This window comes from Mucilaginibacter endophyticus (assembly GCF_003351025.1).
Lineage (GTDB): Bacteria > Bacteroidota > Bacteroidia > Sphingobacteriales > Sphingobacteriaceae > Mucilaginibacter > Mucilaginibacter endophyticus.
This window is the reverse complement of sequence record NZ_QPCG01000011.1, coordinates 22480-38897: the sequence shown is the minus strand read 5'-3', so window position 1 is coordinate 38897 and position 16418 is coordinate 22480. Positions and strand designations below refer to the sequence as shown.

Below are 16418 nucleotides of genomic sequence, written 5' to 3'. Positions count from 1 at the left end.
TTACCTGTTTTTGGAACCTACCTCATTGTATCAATTCATCGATAAGGCTTATTTTACTGGAATCACTCCGATGCTTTATCAGCTCTATGACATCGACTTCGAGCACCGACGCTATATCGATCAGGCGTTGAACAGAGAGCTTGCTGTATCCGAGTTCAAGTTTGCTGTATGCGTTTTGGCCGATGTCAAGTCGATATGCCAGGTAATCTTGTGAATAATGTTTGCTTTCCCGTAGTTGTCTTATATGTTCGAGGATTGGAGTAATTTGATCTTTTGGTTGTTCCATAGTAGCCAAGGCAAATAGAGCCGACTGCTCTAAATCAGGAAACATAACCTGCCGTAATGATAATTGTTTTGTAATTATTTTATTATTATAAAACTTCTCCTAAAATGAAATTTAGCGCTATCTACGAAAACCAGCAGCGCCAACGTTTTGTATGTTCTTTAACATAAACCTAAATGCCTCCTCTGTCAAACTGCCTGGAAGTGCTGAGGTTGTCGGTGCTCGCCAAATGCGCGCTTACGACGATGACGCCTGCTCACGCAGGTCACGTCTCGGCTTCCGTCTTGGCTTTGACGACGTACTAGCTTTCAGAAAAGACGATCCTTAGGCTTTACGGGTGTCTGCCATCAAAATTCCCATCCTCCCTTTTTACCAAGGATGTGCTTGCCATGTTTTGTGGGCATGAAAATTATACAGCATTTTGTGAACTGCAGGAACAGAGTGCTATAAGAAAAAACAGCAATCCTCCGTAGTCTGAAATTTCCTTTCTTTTACCGGCAACCTTATTATATATTTCACCGTAAAAGATAGTAGAACACTACCCGCTTTAAAGGCCCACATTTTTAAACATATTGTTGTTACAACTCATCAGTGTCCACCGGCATTATATTTTCCGATACACTAATTTTGCGCCCGTGCCTTTTGGCTCGGGCTTGTTTTTTTGCAAATGACAGTTACACAGGCAATGACCTGATTTCAATCAAAAAACGGAAAGCCCTGGAACCCGAGCGTTTAGACCAAAGAAATATTTCATTCTAAGAAAAATAGACAGCATATATGTTTTAATAATTTATATTTAGTTAAATTTATCCCGCCTGGAATCAATCTTCTATCAATAACATTCCCAACCTTATGAAGACCCGTATGAAAAAAAAAATAATTGTCGTTGATGACGATGATGACATACTACAAATTATTCGCTATGTCCTGGAAGAACATGGCATGACCGTGGAGGCAGTTAGCGATATTGTTGCTTTTCAAAAGTTATGTCAAAATACCATGGATTTGATCCTGCTGGATGACTGGCTTAATGATGGTCTCGGCAGCCAGCTTTGTAAAAACCTAAAAAACAATGCGCATACAGCAAATGTTCCTATAATACTTATCTCTGCGGCAAACAACTTAGCAGCATCTGCTAAAGAAAGCGGTGCGGACGATTTTCTTTCAAAACCCTTTGACATAGAAGATCTTTTAACCAAAGTTGATTTCTGGCTGTACGAAAAAGTGTTATCTTAAACATTCCAAGCCTTTAGCCAGGGATTTATCAAAAAACAGACAACATTGGTGATAAAACAAACTACTGAATAAACGATTGCGCTTATGGCTGAGTATGTTGGCAGGACAGGTCCTGGAATGATCAAATTTGTAAACATGCGGCGACATGCGTTCATAACCTTATGTAATTTCGGAGCTAATAGGTGCGATATGAATGGAAACCTTGTCGGACAGTGATCTGATATTGGTATTGAGCGCATGAATTAACCGGTTGATACCTTTTTACAGTTTCTTGTTAATAAAATCAAACTTTGAAAGCTAATTTGCATTTAAATCTTAATTACTGAACTATGGCTGGTATTAACAAGGTATTTTTGGCCGGTCATTTAGGCAAAGACCCGGATTTACGTTATCTCGATAACGGCGTCGCCGTTTCATCCTTCCCGCTGGCAACCTCGGAGATGACCGGCAGAGGGGAGCAGCAAAAAGCTTTCACCGAATGGCATAACATAGTCATGTGGCGATCTTTGGCGGAAAGGTCAGTACAGCTAAAAAAAGGCCAACTTGTTTATATCGAAGGGAAGATACGTACCCGAAACTTTACAGATCGAACTGGTCTTAAGAAATATGTAACGGAAATATCTGCTGACCACTTTGAAGTCCTCGGCGCACAATGATCCTAAGTCCATCAATCCTGTTAAACAAGCGTTGCTTTTCTCAAATTACCAGATCGGCTGATACTGGATCTTAGTAACCTAAAGTGGAGTGCTTGCTCTCACTTTAGGTCGCTATAGGTTTTGTAACGAATAGGCGTCAATACTATCCGGCTTATATACCGATAAGTCTATGTGTTTAAACACCTTAGCTAACAAGGACTTGCCTCATCACTTGATACCCACCGCACATCCGCTTATGCTCGAAAATACCTGGCGTTAGCTTCGAATTTCCCGGCGCATGAATAGATAATAAGCCAAACCAAAACAACAGGTCACCGAGGCTAACATGCCGCTGAATTGTGGCCACACCACCAGCAGGCTCTGGGTAAACGGCAATGGCGAAGGAATTGCACCCGCCATTTGTTCCATCGTCAGCGGCCCGAGACTCCGAACAGATGGCATGAGCAGTGTTGTAACCGCATCCGTGTAAAGCTGGTTTGGAGATATGCGCAGAATGTTCAGCACAACATCATTATAGGCAATCGCCTGCTCCGGGGTAAGTTGGGCAGGGTCCGGCAACAGCGATTTCAGCGCCAGGCTAACCAATATCTGGTAAAACACCGTAAAAAAAAGCCAAAGCCCTATACTGGCGATAGCCGAAGTGGCAGCTTGTTTGAATACAATGGAAAGCATCAAGGACAAGGCCAGCCAAAACGCGACATAAATGACTGTGACGAAAACAAAACCTGTAATTCGAAGTGCCTCGTCCGGTTCCATCCTTACGCCCGTTAAGATTAGGCCTGCACCGATCATCAGTAACGCAAGAACAATAAATAGACTGCTTATGATCAGCAGGGCGCTGCTGAATTTCGCGAGCAGAAGGTTATCGCGGTAGACCGGCTGGGCCATGAGCCGTATAAGTGTACCGTTGTTCTTTTCAGAATTGATCGCATCAAAGCCCAAACCGATACCCAGCAAGGGTGCTAAAAAGCTTAAAAAAATGTGAAAAGGAGGAATGGTGTTATCCGTTACCGTCAGCAACTTAAGATAAAGAAAATTCTGCTCCGGATTATGGGACATGGCGCCAGGTGGCCTGATGTTTGAAAGCGACGTATATATAGCCGCTATAAATGTCAGGACAATCAGTGCTACCAGGACAATGAATCGCCAGCTACGTATATGGTCGGTTGTTTCCTTACGAAGCATCACAGCGAACGCGCCCCTTTCAGGCTGGCTTTTTGTAATCACTTTTTCCGGTTTGGGTTTCAAAATATCTTTCATAAATATCGTCAAGTCCATAATTCTTTTGATTTACACTGATGATGTTGCAATCATTTTCAACTAAGAAACGTACCAGGGACGGCGTAATATTACTGTTGCAATTGAATACTATCGTTTCACCCTGATATGAAATATCATCGATGGCGTCCCAGGCCTGCAGCACCCGTTCCGGTGGCCAGGGATGGCGCAAACACTCGTCGAGGGCAATTGAGGTAACATAGCTGTTCTTTCCAAATAATTGCTCGGCGAGCCGGGGCAGGTCTCCTTCGGCCAGAAGCCGCCCTGCTACAAATATGCCTACCCGATCACAGACCTGCTGTACATGATGCAAATGGTGCGAGGATAGTAAAACGGTCAGGCCCTGTTCCCGGCTCAGCTTCCTGATCAACACTAAAAATTCTTTAACGCCGGTGGGATCGATCCCAAGCGTAGGTTCATCCAAGATGATCACCTCCGGGTCCTTGATGAGCACTTCCGCCAGGCCCAGACGTTGCTTCATGCCCCTGGAAAATGTCGCTGTTTTTTTAAGCCCCGCCTCGCTCAGCCCGACAAGTTCAAGCACCCGAGCTGCTTTAGGCTTAAGCTGGAGCTCTTGCAGGCCATTAAGCCTACCGATATACAGCAGGTTGTCCAACGCGGTCATGTGATCATAAAAACCAACACTATCCGGCATATAACCGACTTTCGTCTTTACTTTAATGGGATCACTTGTAGCATTATATCCACACACGATTGCTGATCCTTCGGTCGGTTCGGTGAGGCCCAGCATCATGAGTATACTGGTGGTTTTACCCGCTCCGTTAGGCCCGAGCAAGCCGAAGATCTCTCCTTTATTTACCTGCAAATTTAAATTATCGACAGCCAGGTGACTGCCGTAACGTTTAGTCAGGCCAGTTAGTTGTATGATAGGAACTTCCATCTGCATATAACAATTATCTTCGGCCATATTTACGAATAAGGTAATAAACGATACCGATAGCAACGAGAATGACGGTTATACCGAGCCAACCAGCCAGTAGCGATGTTTTAACACTAAGCCTGAAAGCCGCCTGGGAATTTGTATTGATGTTCGATGCGGTGATGGTAGCGGCATAGTCCCCGGCAAGCGTCTTATCCGGCACTTTGAGCGTTAACGTTATGTCTTGAGATTTCGCCGGCTCCAGTACGGTGATATTGGCCGGTTCGAAACTGGCTTCCCAGCCGGGCGGCAACTGATTGGAGAAGCTGATATTGTTGAGGGGCAGGGTACCGGAATTTTTGACAACCAGTTGAAGCTGCTTTTGGCTTCCGGATGTAACATCCTCACTTAACCTGCCTGTCGGTGTGGTTAGGGTCAAAGCAAAGGTACCCTTGACCACTGCTTCAAGTGTCAAAGCCATCGTATCTTTCCCGGATATGGCATTAATCGGAATTTTATATTTTCCTGGCTTCGCTTCCGGTGAAGCATTGATCTCGACGGCGATATCCTGCGATTTGCCTGCATCTATACTGATCGAAGTCACCTGGCTGCTTTCGGCTTTGAAAGCAATGGTCCAACCCGGAGGAAGCACGGTCTGCAAGTCATACAAGTGCGTTGCGGAAGATCCGTTTCGCAACGTCGTGCTGTAGCGGAATGTTTCGTTGGTCGCCGCTTCGATGTTCACGAGTTTGGCACTAAACCCTGAACCGGAAATTGACTGAGCGGAAGACTGCTGCGCATCACTGATAGAACAAATAAGAATTAGAAAAAGGAAAAGGGTGGTCCGGCGTAAGACGCGTGATGGTGTTGTAGATAATTTAATTAACATAATTCAACGACTAAAATGATTAGTGATAGCTTTCAAAAAATGCTTCTAAAAAATTTGTTTAAGGATTAAAAATTGATGGTTCAAATAAAAAAACCTCTTGAAAATCCTGCAATAGTTTTAACATTTTTTAACAAATAAACACGAGAAGTAACAAAGCCGATGCATGGCTAATTTTTATAATACTGGGAGCACAAACGACCACATTTAAATGTTAATACTTCCTGCTCATCTTTAAAATAAACCATCGTGATACATTTGTAAAACGAATTATCATGTAAGCTGGAATTTCATCTACGGATCTATCGACTTTAGCTGAAGCGGTCAACGCTTCAAGCAATAGCGTTATAATCACCGATCATTCCAAACCTGATAAGCCCATTATATTTTGTAACCCTGCTTTTGAGAGACTTACAGGCTACACGAAAGAGGAAGTCATCGGTCAGAACTGTCGTTTCCTTCAAGGTCCCGACCGGTCGCAAAATGCCCTTAGCCTTGTTCGCGAAGCCAGAAGGGAAAGTAAAAATTGTACTGTGGCGCTTAAAAAATTACAGAAAAGATGGCGTGTCATTTTTGAATGAGCTATCCTTATCACCAGTCTTTGACAATGATGGAAAACTATTACACCTGGTGGGAATACAGAGAGAGGCCCCCCTCGCCTTTTGACGGCTCGTCTACGGACAGCGGTCATGGAGCAGCCATGAGTGGCGGACTCCTTTAACCACGATCAAAGGAACACTTCAAATTTTACAATGCCAGGGCTTGTCCTTAGATCCAGTTTTCTTGCACAAAAGCCTCTCGTCCGCGCTTCAAGCCGTCGAGCGGCTTGAGCAATTCGCAAAAAGATTGACCAGACTAAATAATGCTTTAGTATGTTCCCCATTTGTCAGAGGAAAACTATGACAGATAGCAATAGGATAAATATGCCGATTAATTCGAAACTAACATATTAATGGAAAATAAGCGAGCGTAAAAGTTCAACGGTTATGGCTTGCGCTTGATGCGCGAAAATGGAACGGGATTGTTAGATGTAAGGAATAACGTAGGTATCATCTTTTTTGACCGGCTAACCGCTTAGGATTCCCTCATTCCTATATCGCCGATCTTTAAAGTGCTTATTCAAATATATGGAATACCGCACAGTATACTCTTTTCTTTTCTTCACCAGCCATGGGACGTTGAAGTATCCTTGTGATAAACCCAAAAGACAAAAACGTGAGCCATTTATGTTATTTCAACAAAATAGTCATCACTTAACATAATAAGTTTATGTGATTTTGTTTTAGTTTGACGGTGACCTGTTAGGGCGCCATTGATATTACGAACGCGGAGAGCGTTGATATAAAGGCCATTGCAATTTAAAGCGTATTCCCTATGAAAAAAGCAAAAGCATCGATGGACGTTGCGGCAGCTGCAGGACTTGCGGGCATCGCGTATGCGCTTTGGGCTAAGAAATAGGTGCCGCCCGGCGCAATCGTTGATCCGTTTAATAAAGAGCGGTATCTGGGCACCTGGCACGAAGTCGCCCGGCTGCCTAATCTGATCAAGAAAGATCTGCGCGACCTGACGGAAGAATATTCCCGGAATGACGACGGCGCGATCCCGGTGGGAACCCGCGCATTTAATCCGGTTAAAAACAAAGCGGTAGAAGCCAACGGCACTATCAAATTAAAAGGCCCCGAAACACGCGGCCTGTTGGAAGAGGCTTATTACCTGCCGATCTACCTGGATTACAATGTGCTGGATATTGATGAAGATTACCGGTACGCGCTGGTATCCGGCAGCAGCATGGGCTACTTGTGGCTGCTTTCGCGGGACGTACTACCGGACGAAGCTTTTCTTCGCTTGTTTTGGCGAAACCGTCTGAGAATTTCAGGTTGTCAAACAAATGCGCGTAGGTTGAATCGTTTATGACGATGTATAAGTGATTAAATTGATTATGTTTGGTAAAAGCCGGCCGATCCGTTTTGAAAAACAGGACCAGGAAGCCGAGCAGCACAGTCGCCGTAAGAAATTTCATGCAGGAACTAAAATAATAAAAAACAGGCACCACAATTTTTGATTCCCAATCAAACATAAACTGGCGCTTTGGCTGAACCGAAACAAACAATCAGCGCTGAACACGCTTTTTATATGTATTTCGACGATGCAACTTTTTGTACTAATCGCGCTGCTCGTAATTGTCAGTGCCATTTATTCTTACATTAACGCCCGGTTCGTGAAACTACCGGGTACGATCGGTATTATAACCATTGCGATCATCGGTTCGGTCCTGACTGTCATTGCCGATCAATTGGATCCGGATATTGGCCAGCGGTTGATGAGCGTGGCCAAAGAGATCAATTTTTCAACCATCGTCCTGAATATTCTCCTGGGCTTTCTGCTTTTTGCCGGCTCCTTTAATGCCAATACGAAAAGACTGAAAAAGGAAATGCGCCCGGTAGTCATACTGAGCACCCTGAGCGTTTTGCTCTCGGCCGGGATCTTTGGACTCCTGTTTCATTACCTTGGCGATTGGCTCCATATTCGCATCCCGCTGATTTATTGTTTTTTGTTCGGGGCACTGATCTCCCCCACCGATCCGGTTTCCGTGGGCAATATCATCAAAAATTCCAAGCTGCCGGTCAACCTGTCGACCATTATCGCCGGGGAGTCCTTGTTCAATGACGGGGTTGGTCTGGTACTGTTCATTACGATCCTGGAAGCGATCCGTTCCGGGGCGGATAATGTCGACCTGGCCAAAACGGGACTTTTGTTTCTGCGGGAGGTTTTTGGCGGCATAGCAATGGGCGTGATCCTGGGCATGATCGGACACCGGCTGATGAAAACCATCACCGACTTCCAGACCATCGTACTGGTATCACTTTCCCTGGTGATGAGCATTTCCCTAATCGGGGCCTGGCTGGAACTGTCCATTCCGCTGGCGGCAGTTTCGGCTGGTTTATTCGTCGGTGATAATTCGATCAACTTGAATGATTCCGAACGCTCGCATGAGGCGTTGGAAAAGTTCTGGCACCTCGTGGACGAAATGCTCAATACCGTATTATTCGTACTGATCGGGTTGCAGATGGTGAACCTGCCTTACCTGACCAATTACTGGATCACAGGGAGTTTATCGATCGTTTTGATCCTCGTCGCGCGCTGGTTCAGTATCTTTGTCCCTTTGATCTTCTTGCGCCGTTCCCTGCAGGTCAATTACAGCAATATCAATATCCTGACCTGGGCGGGTGTTCGCGGCGGTATCTCCATTGCCCTGGCCCTGTCGCTGCCGGCTAGTCACTACCGCCATATCATATTGTCAGCCTGTTATTTCGTGGTAATCTTTTCCATTATCGTTCAGGGGCTCTCCCTGAACCGGGTGATCCGGCACAGCTTGAGTAAAAAATAGTTTAAGGCAAATATTTCGCGTAGGGGCAAGAAGCCGGAAAGAATCAGCGCTCTTACAGATTGATTTTTATGACGGCCTTGCCTACGGGAGAGCTGCGGGCATTAGCCGGAGATCGAACAGCCGGAAGCGTTCTACAGCATCATCGAAAATTTTTTAGCACGGAATTTAGGTCCATGACCCGCGTACTATTGAACGAGGTATACTTTCGCTAGCAACTCAACAGATTTTGATCCGGATCGGCCCCTTGAAATGATCGGGATCGACAGCCTTACCTTTTTGCGATAACACCACCCGGGCTTCTTTATGCAAGCTAATAGCAGCATCCCGGACCGCCTCCATTTGTTTTCGCCAGTCTTCCGGAAATAAAATGCGGGCGATCTCGGAGGGGCAAGTGCTTTTCAACGGGCCGCGTTCCCCGGCGGTTTGGAGTATGGTTTGACGAATATCTTTCCTTTGCATCTTTATCCTAAACAATGCAATGTCCAGACGGTTGTCTTTTTATGGAAAATTATGCGATAACGGTGAAGAAGGGCAAAAAGAGCATCGCTTCGAAGTCGGCGAAGATGCCCTGCCGGCCTGGAATGAATGCAACCATTTGGTATATTTGAAGATGGCCTTAAAAGTATCTCCCTCTAAACGGTTGCACCAGGATATCGCCGCCTTGCTGGTACGGCTCCTGCAGCAGGAAGCAACTGTTACTTATCAGGACACAATGATCAAGGTGGTGGTCACCGCAGAAGTTTTTCAGCACCGGTTCGGTGAAGTACTGCACCGTATCCAGCAGGCGATCGATGAACAGTTCCCTGTCCGCACGGAGGATGTCTCCGTATTGGTGCGGGACAGCGGCAGCCGCTTTGAGCATGTCTTCAAGATCTGGAAGACGGATTTCCGTACTTAAAACATCAGCTTGTCAAACCCATTCAAGACACTGCGGGTAGCGTTCAGTACCGACACGGCTAAATGACCAACACCCGCTATTTCATTTTTCAGGCTGGATAGCTGACCACATTCAGCCCGGCGAGCGGGCCGCCGGCTTGCTGCGCCAGGCTGCCCGTATCAATATCACCCATATCCAGCGGCTGGAAACCAAATTCGGATAATAAGCCAGCCACGACCGATTTGGATTGCTCATCATCGCCGGCAATAAAGGCGAGCCGGTGGCCAAGGCCGACCACGGGTTCCGCATCCACCCATTTTTCGAAATAATGGTTCAGCGCCTTAACAAGGCTGACATCCGGAAAATGCGCTTGCACGATCCTACTGGAGGCCTTGCCTTTCAGGTCGTCCAGTCGCATATCAGGCAGGAACTGGTTGGTGACGTCGACCAATATCTTACCGCTCAGCTCCGGCAACGACTTGCTGACCGCAGGAATCGTCGACCAGGGCACAGTCAGGAACAATACTTCAGCCTCAGCAACGTCCGCCAATTCAGCCGGCACGGCCAGTTCGCCCAGCTGTATTGCTTTTTGTTGTAAAGAAGCCGGACCGCGGCTGTTGGTCAGCAGAACTGTGTGCCCCGCCCTGATCAGTTTACGGGTGATGGCCTCGCCCAGTTTTCCAAATCCAATAATGGCTGTTCTCATCGTATTTAAATATGATTGATATTTGTTGTATCAATAAGCGAATATCCCTGCCCGCGGCTGTTGACGATCTCCAGACCGGGCTCGTCCCGCAAATACTTACGCAACCGGCTGATGTAAACATCCATGCTCCTCGCCGTAAATACCGTATCTTCCCCCCAGAGCTTGATTAAAGCCAGCCGCCGGTCAAGCAGACGGTTCCGGTGCTGCACCAGCAGCAATAATAGTTCCGATTCACGCTGGGATAAAGTATGCGTAGTTTCACGATTGCTCAACTCATGGACTTGGGGATTGAAACGAAAACTTCCTAACTGCAACGCGCTTTGCCCGGGAACTTGTGGCAGGACCTTCCGGCGCGCAATGGCCTTTAGCCGTAAGATCAATTCTTCCATGCTGAACGGCTTTTTGATATAATCGTCGGCACCGAGTTCAAATCCCTTCAAGACATCCTCTGTTAGTACCCTGGCAGTCAAAAAGATCAGCGGGACCTGTTCATCGAGAAGACGGATGTCCCCAACAAGGGAAAAGCCGTCCTTACGAGGCATCATGACATCGATGACGCAGACGTCCGGTCTTTCCGAGCGAAAAAGCGTCCAGCCTTCCACGCCATTGGCGGCCAGGATGATGCTGAAACCGCGTTTCTCCAGCGATTCCTTCACGATGGCCGCCAGGGTCGGCTCGTCTTCGACAAGTAAAACTTTTAGCCCCTCCATCTTATATCAAAATTTATTATAAATTCCGTACCCCGGCCGGATTTACTTTTCACGCTGATCCTGCCGTTCAATGCCCTTACCAGGTCTTTGACATGGGCCAAACCAATGCCATAACCGGGCACTTCATGCAGGTTCCCGGTGGGCACGCGATAAAACCGGTCAAAGATATAGGGCAGGTATGCAGCTGCGATACCCGGCCCGTCATCGCTTACAACAAGTTGCCAGCTTTGGACCTGCTGCTTAGCGCGGACAATAATCTGCGCCTCTGGCCCCGCATATTTCAGGGCATTGTCAAGGAGATTTAACAGAATCACTTCCAGCATATAAGGATCGCTGAATACTTCGGCCATACCTTGCGGAATGTCCATTCGGACAGGCGGCTGGTCGTCTGCGGCTAACCTGCCGATCAGATTTTCGAGCAGCGCCGGCAAGTCTATGGCTTGCCACTGGGGCTGCAGCCGGCTGTCGCGGTTGAGCTCCAGGAGCCGGTCGATATTGCGGTCCATACTGTCGATAACACCGGCATTGATGGACAGGTAGCGTCGCAGCGATTCCGGGTTATCCGCCGCGCCAAAACTACTAAGCGCCTCATTGGCGGTACGCAGGATGCTGAGCGGCGTTTTTAATTCATGTGATATATTATTGATAAAACTGGTCTTTAAGTCGTCCAGTTTTTCCTGCCGGCGGATCACACGTCCCATATAAAAAATGCTGCAGGCCGAAAGCACGATCAGCAGGGTCGACACGCCGGCTGCGCCTGCGTTTTGCCGCAATAAGAAACGGACCGGGTGGACCAATTCAGCCCGGATCAATACCGGGTCTTTGTAAAAATTGACAGGCGTGTTGATCCCGCCGTTTGCAGGAGCCGCTCCGTGTTCCATCCTTAAACGGAATTCCTCTCTGATGTTGTTCTTTAACAGTTCCTGCCGAAAGATCCTGGCGAGCGTATCCAAATGGAGCGGTCGGTGCTGTTGCTGGGACAGCAACCGCGCCACCAGCGCCCGCAGCTCGGGCAAATGTAACTGATCGATCGCTACCGTCGAAAATTCTGCACTAAAACGGCGTTTACTGCCAGGGGTATCCAGCGCCAGCGGATCCTGGTTTGGCAGCGTTCGCACCATAAAGGTCAGGCTCGGTTTAAGATATTCCAGCGAGGTGGGCAGTTTGTTCTGTGCCAGCTGGTAACGGTCAATACTTTGCCGAAGGGCATAATTAGCTGTCGCTAAGAAATTTGCTTTGGCCGTACGGTAGTTGTAATATACCCAGTACCACTGGCAAATAAGGATCAGCGCCGCTGCGCCGCCAGCCAGCCAAAAATATGCCGCGACCTTTTTTTCACGATACAAAGGTAAGGCTTTGCGCTTAGCTGCGCCAGCTGTTAACACTAGTTAACACTAAAGCTGCTGGTGTTAACGCCTGCGGTGTTCTTAGAAACTAAATTTGCCGTATGAAAAAATCCATCAGTTTATTAACTGGCCTTTTACTGGCCGTAGCCGCAGAAGCGCAAATGAGAGTTAATAAGTTCATTTTACCCGATGGCAAGGAGATCGGCCCGGACAAGCTGGACAGTGTGAAAAAAGCCTGGAACGGCGAACGTATCCTGTTCCAGCATAACGAGGAGGACGACAAGAATCATGTCATGCACCTGTTGCGGATGACGCCGGAAATGGCCAAACAACTGGAAGAAATGGGCCAAAAGCAACGCCAGGCCATGCAGGCGATGAGGGGTCAGGCGGCGCCTGATTTCACCTTAAAAGACCTTACAGGAAAATCATGGACGCTGAGCGCGCTCAAAGGCAAAGTCGCCGTCCTCAATTTTTGGTTCACCAGTTGTCCGCCCTGTAACGCGGAAATGCCAGAGCTGAATAAGCTGGTGGAAAATTACCAGGGTAAGGATATTGTCTTCCTGGCACTGACCTTCAATGACCAGAATGCCGTCACCGGATTTTTAAAGGAGCACCGCTTCGCTTATACCATCCTGCCCTCCTCCCGCGAAGTGGATAAAGTTTACCAGGTCAGTTCCTGGCCGACCAGCTTTGTGATCGGCAAGGATGGCAAAGTTGCTTTCGCGGCAAACTATGATGAACATATATTCGATCTGCTAAATGCAGTGATCGATAAGGCGTATCGCCAGTAAACCTATCAAAAACCATTCAAAAATTGCCGGTCATGCCTGTCAGTCAAGCGTTTCACCAGCTGGCGCGCTTTTCAGCAATGGCAGCCAGCATTTTTTTGAAAGGCTGGTTGAACTTTTCAATGGCTTCTTCTTCCAGCTGCGCCGTGACTTGCTGCAGATCGATACCGGCATGGTGCAGCTGGTTCAGCGTATTGTCCGCCAAGTTCAATCCAGATTCCAGGGTATCATTCACCACACCATGATCGCGAAAGGCGTCAATGGTTTCCAGCGGCGCGGTGTTGACCGTATCAGGTCCGATCAATGCCTCCATATATTTAGTATCCCGGGCAGACGGGTCTTTGCTACCGGTGCTGGCCCACAGCAGACGCTGCGGTTTGGCACCCGCGTCGGCCAGCTTCTGCCAGCGCGCGGAGTGGAATATCCGTAGATAAATCTCATAAGCCTTTTTTGCCGAAGCGATTGCTACCTCGCCCTTCAGGTCTTTCAAGCCTTTTTCCTCGAGTTGCGGATCGATGAGCACATCGATGCGGCTTAGGAAAAAACTGGCGACCGAGGCGATCTGGCTGAGCGGCTCTCCCTTCGCGAGCCGGTCTTCCAAACCGGAAAGGTAAGCTTCGACAACCGCCTCATAACGCTCCAGCCCGAAGATCAGTGTGACATTGACGTTTATGCCGTCAGCAATAACTTCCCGTATTGCCGCCAAGCCAGGCAAGGTGCCGGGTATCTTGATCATCACATTTTTACGGTCCACCCGTTGCCACAGGTCCTTGGCCTGGCGGATCGTTGCTTCGGTGTCCAGGGCCAGCGCGGGGGAAACCTCCAGGCTTACATAACCATCGGCGCCCACCACATCGTCGTTGTAAACGTGATCGAACAGGCCGGCTGCCTGCTGAATATCAGCAATAGCCAGTTCGAAGAACAGTTCTTCGTTGCTGAGCGAAGTGTCCGCCTTCGCTTTAATATCGGCGTCATAGTCCGAACTCGAGGATATGGCCTTCTCAAAAATCGCCGGGTTGGAGGTCACGCCACGAAGGCCATCCTCATCGATCATCTGACGGAGTTTGCCGGTATTCATGATCTTACGGTCAATGAAATCCAGCCAAATGCTTTGCTTGTGGTCGTGGATCTGCTTCACTTTATTTTCTGCCATGGGAGCTGTCGCAAATGGGAATAGCTCCCCGCCGGGGCCGGAAGGATCAAATGCTATCAGTACAACCCGACTTTACAACTTATGTTTGTAAACGGTCGATTTATAACAAGTCTGGACGGCGGTCATGGTTCATATCCCATGCCAGCTTTTGCGTATACGACGGCATTCTTTCCGATCGCGGGCAATGCCATCGCTGCCCTTTTTATCCGTTATCGTTGAAAATATATTAGAATTATGATGCACAGTTTCCGTGCTTTTTCAGAGCTTTTATGGAATAGAAAAAGAAGCGGCCAATCGCGCGGTTGAAAAAAGCAAAACAGTGAGGAGCTTGCCGCCTCACATTTTTGCGCGAGTAGCAGGAAGGCTGGCTGCGAAATGGAACCCGGAGCGTTGACGCGTGGTGCAATGCAGTTGAATGCCTCCTGGCAGGGCTTTATTGTCCAAAACATCATCAACATTATGGTAGTTTTTAAGCGTTGGCAAACAGGTTGGCCGCCTGAATGTTAACGATTCGTGTTCTATTACGAATGGCAAGATTATTGCAGATGATCCCAAGTAATAGGAAACATCTAACATCCATTTTTTATTCGTTTATTTCATAAAAAGCCGGGCGCAAGGCCTGGCTTCTTAGTACATTTAAACAAGGCCTCGCCAAATGGCGAGAATCAGTAGTGAATAGCGATAAGTTACAGAAGCTGTTAAGTTCTACTGGTTAATCCCATTGAGCCTGTGGCATGGTCACCAATGGGTAATGTTAGTTTTGATGGTATCAGCTTTTTTTGTTTTAGTACCTCCGGACGCACGGTTATCAATGGTAGAGGCATCGCCGGTAGTAGTGGTAGTTTTGGAAGTATCGATGCTTGATGACGCATCCCGTTTAGTTTGAGCCGTATCCCCCTCCCTTAGCCGATTGGTCGCCGTTACAAGCCATTATTCAGCTTACTGACAGAACAAATAATCCCGTCATAATTTCCTTTCTCAGGTTTAATACATTTAAGTTTCTTTGTTAATAGTTAATAATTTTACTGTTAAACTTTTAACAATTATACAACGAGTTGCAAGCGCTATTGGATCACGCCCTGTCCTTATATCCCCGATCTCTAGCTTATATTTATTTGAAATAAATCATTGTAAATAAAAAACGAATTAATTTACTTTGTAAATCAAAGTACTTTAAATATAAATTCCGTATGAGATCTGAATTAAACCTTGGAACCCACAAAAACCTAAGACTGCTTATTATTATAGCTTTAGCAACTATTCTGCTGATGGTTCCATTAATCGCAATGTGCTTAACTACCGAAATCGAATGGACAACCTTAGATTTTCTGGTGGCAGCATTCTTACTTTTCGGAACCGGGCTTATCTGCGAAGCGGTGATGAGAAAATACCGGAACGCCAGGCAGCGCCTGATCATTTGCGCCGCGGTACTCATTATCCTGTTCCTCCTCTGGGCAGAACTGGCCGTAGGTATTTTCGGGTCGCCGATAGCAGGAAGTTAGGGAGTCTCCTAAGCTTTGCTATACATCAGTTTTTGCTGTTATTTGGTTTAGAAATAGATCCGGATAATTATGAAGTTATGGCTTGCCTTTTAACAAAATATAACCGTCCCGGGATTGAAACTGTGCGGGGATGGGAAGATTAACACGACAAAATAACAAAAACTGCGCGGAAGACACGTGAGTTTATGACCGGTGCTGCCGAAAGCAGTTTTGCAAGTTCGGAACTGAGACTATCATTGGACTTGTACCGACGATTAAGCGTATGGTGTAATGTTGATAGCTTCTTGCTAGCAGAGCTTAATTTGTAAGCGCTCCAGTGGCATAGGTTTTAGATGTCATTTACCACTATTAGGTGTATAATATTTGAAAACCTCTAAATGGAGTACTCCGTAAGTTAGTTACTATCTACAAACACATAATGCTAACAGAACAAGTGGTTGCCGGGCGCATAAAAGAAATCAGAATAAAAAAAAATTACAGCCAATATTATGTGGCATACAAACTCAATATTTCACAAAACTCGTTCAGCAAAATCGAGTTGGGAAATGTAAAGTTAACACTTGCACGGCTTATAGAAATCGCAAAGGTGCTGGAGATCTCAGTATCGGAACTTGTCCGGTGTGATGAAGAGAGTCATCATAATCATCAACTGCCAATTGTATCAAAATCCTGTAATTGCTAATTTGTAGCAAATCACTAACAAAGCTGAATTATAAAAATATTATGAAT

19 protein-coding genes and 1 pseudogene are annotated in these 16418 nt (G+C 46.8%); 11 read left to right on the top strand and 9 right to left on the bottom strand.

Annotated features, from left to right (window positions below; translation table 11 throughout):
• Positions 1-22: 22 nt before the first annotated feature.
• On the bottom strand, positions 23-331 hold the full coding sequence (locus DUL71_RS29235; RefSeq protein WP_244228867.1) for a helix-turn-helix domain-containing protein: 309 nt from the start codon (positions 329-331) through the stop codon (positions 23-25).
• An 816-nt stretch (positions 332-1147) separates the two neighbouring features.
• Between DUL71_RS29235 and DUL71_RS29230 the strand changes: the two genes are divergently transcribed.
• Together DUL71_RS29230 and DUL71_RS29225 are read left to right on the top strand one after the other, a co-directional pair.
• Positions 1148-1519: a response regulator gene (locus DUL71_RS29230; protein ID WP_161964539.1), complete on the top strand. Its 372-nt coding sequence runs from the start codon at positions 1148-1150 to the stop codon at positions 1517-1519.
• Between the two features lie 329 nt (positions 1520-1848).
• Positions 1849-2175, top strand: coding sequence for a single-stranded DNA-binding protein (locus tag DUL71_RS29225; protein WP_114941359.1), 327 nt, complete (start codon positions 1849-1851; stop codon positions 2173-2175).
• Between the two features lie 255 nt (positions 2176-2430).
• On the opposite strand, the gene DUL71_RS29220 is transcribed toward DUL71_RS29225, so the two are convergent.
• Genes DUL71_RS29220 through DUL71_RS29210 form a run of 3 tightly spaced genes read right to left on the bottom strand, consistent with a single transcriptional unit; the run spans position 2431 to position 5222 of the window.
• Positions 2431-3435 carry an ABC transporter permease gene (locus DUL71_RS29220; RefSeq protein ID WP_208645688.1) on the bottom strand — a complete coding sequence of 335 codons (1005 nt, stop codon included), beginning with the start codon at positions 3433-3435 and terminating at the stop codon, positions 2431-2433.
• Positions 3380-4381, bottom strand: coding sequence for an ABC transporter ATP-binding protein (locus DUL71_RS29215; RefSeq protein WP_244228866.1), 1002 nt, complete (start codon positions 4379-4381; stop codon positions 3380-3382). Before DUL71_RS29215 ends, DUL71_RS29220 begins: the two co-directional genes overlap by 56 nt.
• Positions 4368-5222 (bottom strand): COG1470 family protein, encoded by an 855-nt coding sequence (locus DUL71_RS29210; RefSeq protein ID WP_114941358.1) that lies wholly within the window; start codon positions 5220-5222, stop codon positions 4368-4370. Before DUL71_RS29210 ends, DUL71_RS29215 begins: the two co-directional genes overlap by 14 nt.
• Before the next feature lie 284 nt (positions 5223-5506).
• Between DUL71_RS29210 and DUL71_RS32825 the strand changes: the two genes are divergently transcribed.
• From DUL71_RS32825 to DUL71_RS29190, 4 genes and pseudogenes are all read left to right on the top strand, one after another.
• Positions 5507-5800 (top strand): PAS domain-containing protein, encoded by a 294-nt coding sequence (locus tag DUL71_RS32825; RefSeq protein ID WP_114941480.1) that lies wholly within the window; start codon positions 5507-5509, stop codon positions 5798-5800.
• A gap of 127 nt (positions 5801-5927) precedes the next feature.
• Positions 5928-6122 (top strand): annotated as a pseudogene (locus tag DUL71_RS32820) (hypothetical protein); the annotation flags it as partial.
• Positions 6123-6677: 555 nt separating this feature from the next.
• A complete protein-coding gene (locus tag DUL71_RS29195) occupies positions 6678-7133 on the top strand; it encodes a lipocalin family protein (RefSeq protein WP_114941356.1) in 456 nt (151 codons plus the stop codon).
• Between the two features lie 232 nt (positions 7134-7365).
• The gene (locus DUL71_RS29190; protein ID WP_114941355.1) at positions 7366-8607 is read left to right on the top strand and encodes a cation:proton antiporter; all 1242 of its coding nucleotides are present in this window, start codon (positions 7366-7368) and stop codon (positions 8605-8607) included.
• 216 nt (positions 8608-8823) lie between these two features.
• Here DUL71_RS29190 and DUL71_RS29185 read toward each other — a convergent pair whose 3' ends face one another.
• Positions 8824-9066 carry a DUF3253 domain-containing protein gene (locus tag DUL71_RS29185; protein WP_114941354.1) on the bottom strand — a complete coding sequence of 81 codons (243 nt, stop codon included), beginning with the start codon at positions 9064-9066 and terminating at the stop codon, positions 8824-8826.
• A 19-nt stretch (positions 9067-9085) separates the two neighbouring features.
• On the opposite strand from DUL71_RS29185, the gene DUL71_RS29180 reads away from it, so the two are divergent.
• A complete protein-coding gene (locus DUL71_RS29180) occupies positions 9086-9505 on the top strand; it encodes a hypothetical protein (RefSeq protein WP_154402509.1) in 420 nt (139 codons plus the stop codon).
• Between the two features lie 88 nt (positions 9506-9593).
• On the opposite strand, the gene DUL71_RS29175 is transcribed toward DUL71_RS29180, so the two are convergent.
• From DUL71_RS29175 to DUL71_RS29165, 3 genes are read right to left on the bottom strand one after another with little or no spacing between them, the layout of a single operon-like run.
• Positions 9594-10190 carry an NADPH-dependent F420 reductase gene (locus DUL71_RS29175; RefSeq protein WP_114941352.1) on the bottom strand — a complete coding sequence of 199 codons (597 nt, stop codon included), beginning with the start codon at positions 10188-10190 and terminating at the stop codon, positions 9594-9596.
• A gap of 5 nt (positions 10191-10195) precedes the next feature.
• Positions 10196-10900: a response regulator transcription factor gene (locus DUL71_RS29170; RefSeq protein WP_114941351.1), complete on the bottom strand. Its 705-nt coding sequence runs from the start codon at positions 10898-10900 to the stop codon at positions 10196-10198.
• Positions 10888-12246: a sensor histidine kinase gene (locus DUL71_RS29165; protein WP_154402508.1), complete on the bottom strand. Its 1359-nt coding sequence runs from the start codon at positions 12244-12246 to the stop codon at positions 10888-10890. The genes DUL71_RS29170 and DUL71_RS29165 overlap by 13 nt, the downstream gene beginning before the upstream one ends.
• A 101-nt stretch (positions 12247-12347) precedes the next feature.
• On the opposite strand from DUL71_RS29165, the gene DUL71_RS29160 reads away from it, so the two are divergent.
• Positions 12348-13037, top strand: a complete 690-nt coding sequence (locus DUL71_RS29160; RefSeq protein WP_114941349.1) for a peroxiredoxin family protein — start codon at positions 12348-12350, stop codon at positions 13035-13037.
• 52 nt (positions 13038-13089) lie between these two features.
• Here the strand turns inward: DUL71_RS29160 and tal are convergent, their stop codons facing one another.
• A complete protein-coding gene (gene tal / locus DUL71_RS29155; protein ID WP_114941348.1) occupies positions 13090-14187 on the bottom strand; it encodes a transaldolase in 1098 nt (365 codons plus the stop codon).
• A 721-nt stretch (positions 14188-14908) separates the two neighbouring features.
• On the opposite strand from tal, the gene DUL71_RS32220 reads away from it, so the two are divergent.
• The 3 genes from DUL71_RS32220 to DUL71_RS29145 all read left to right on the top strand — a co-directional run bounded on the left by DUL71_RS32220 (position 14909) and on the right by DUL71_RS29145 (position 16371).
• Complete coding sequence (locus DUL71_RS32220) at positions 14909-15073, top strand: hypothetical protein (protein ID WP_161964538.1); 165 nt, start codon at positions 14909-14911, stop codon at positions 15071-15073.
• 304 nt (positions 15074-15377) lie between these two features.
• Entirely contained in the window at positions 15378-15689 is a 312-nt protein-coding gene (locus DUL71_RS29150) for a hypothetical protein (protein ID WP_208645687.1), read from the top strand.
• A gap of 418 nt (positions 15690-16107) precedes the next feature.
• A complete protein-coding gene (locus DUL71_RS29145) occupies positions 16108-16371 on the top strand; it encodes a helix-turn-helix domain-containing protein (protein ID WP_114941347.1) in 264 nt (87 codons plus the stop codon).
• Positions 16372-16418 lie beyond the last annotated feature (47 nt).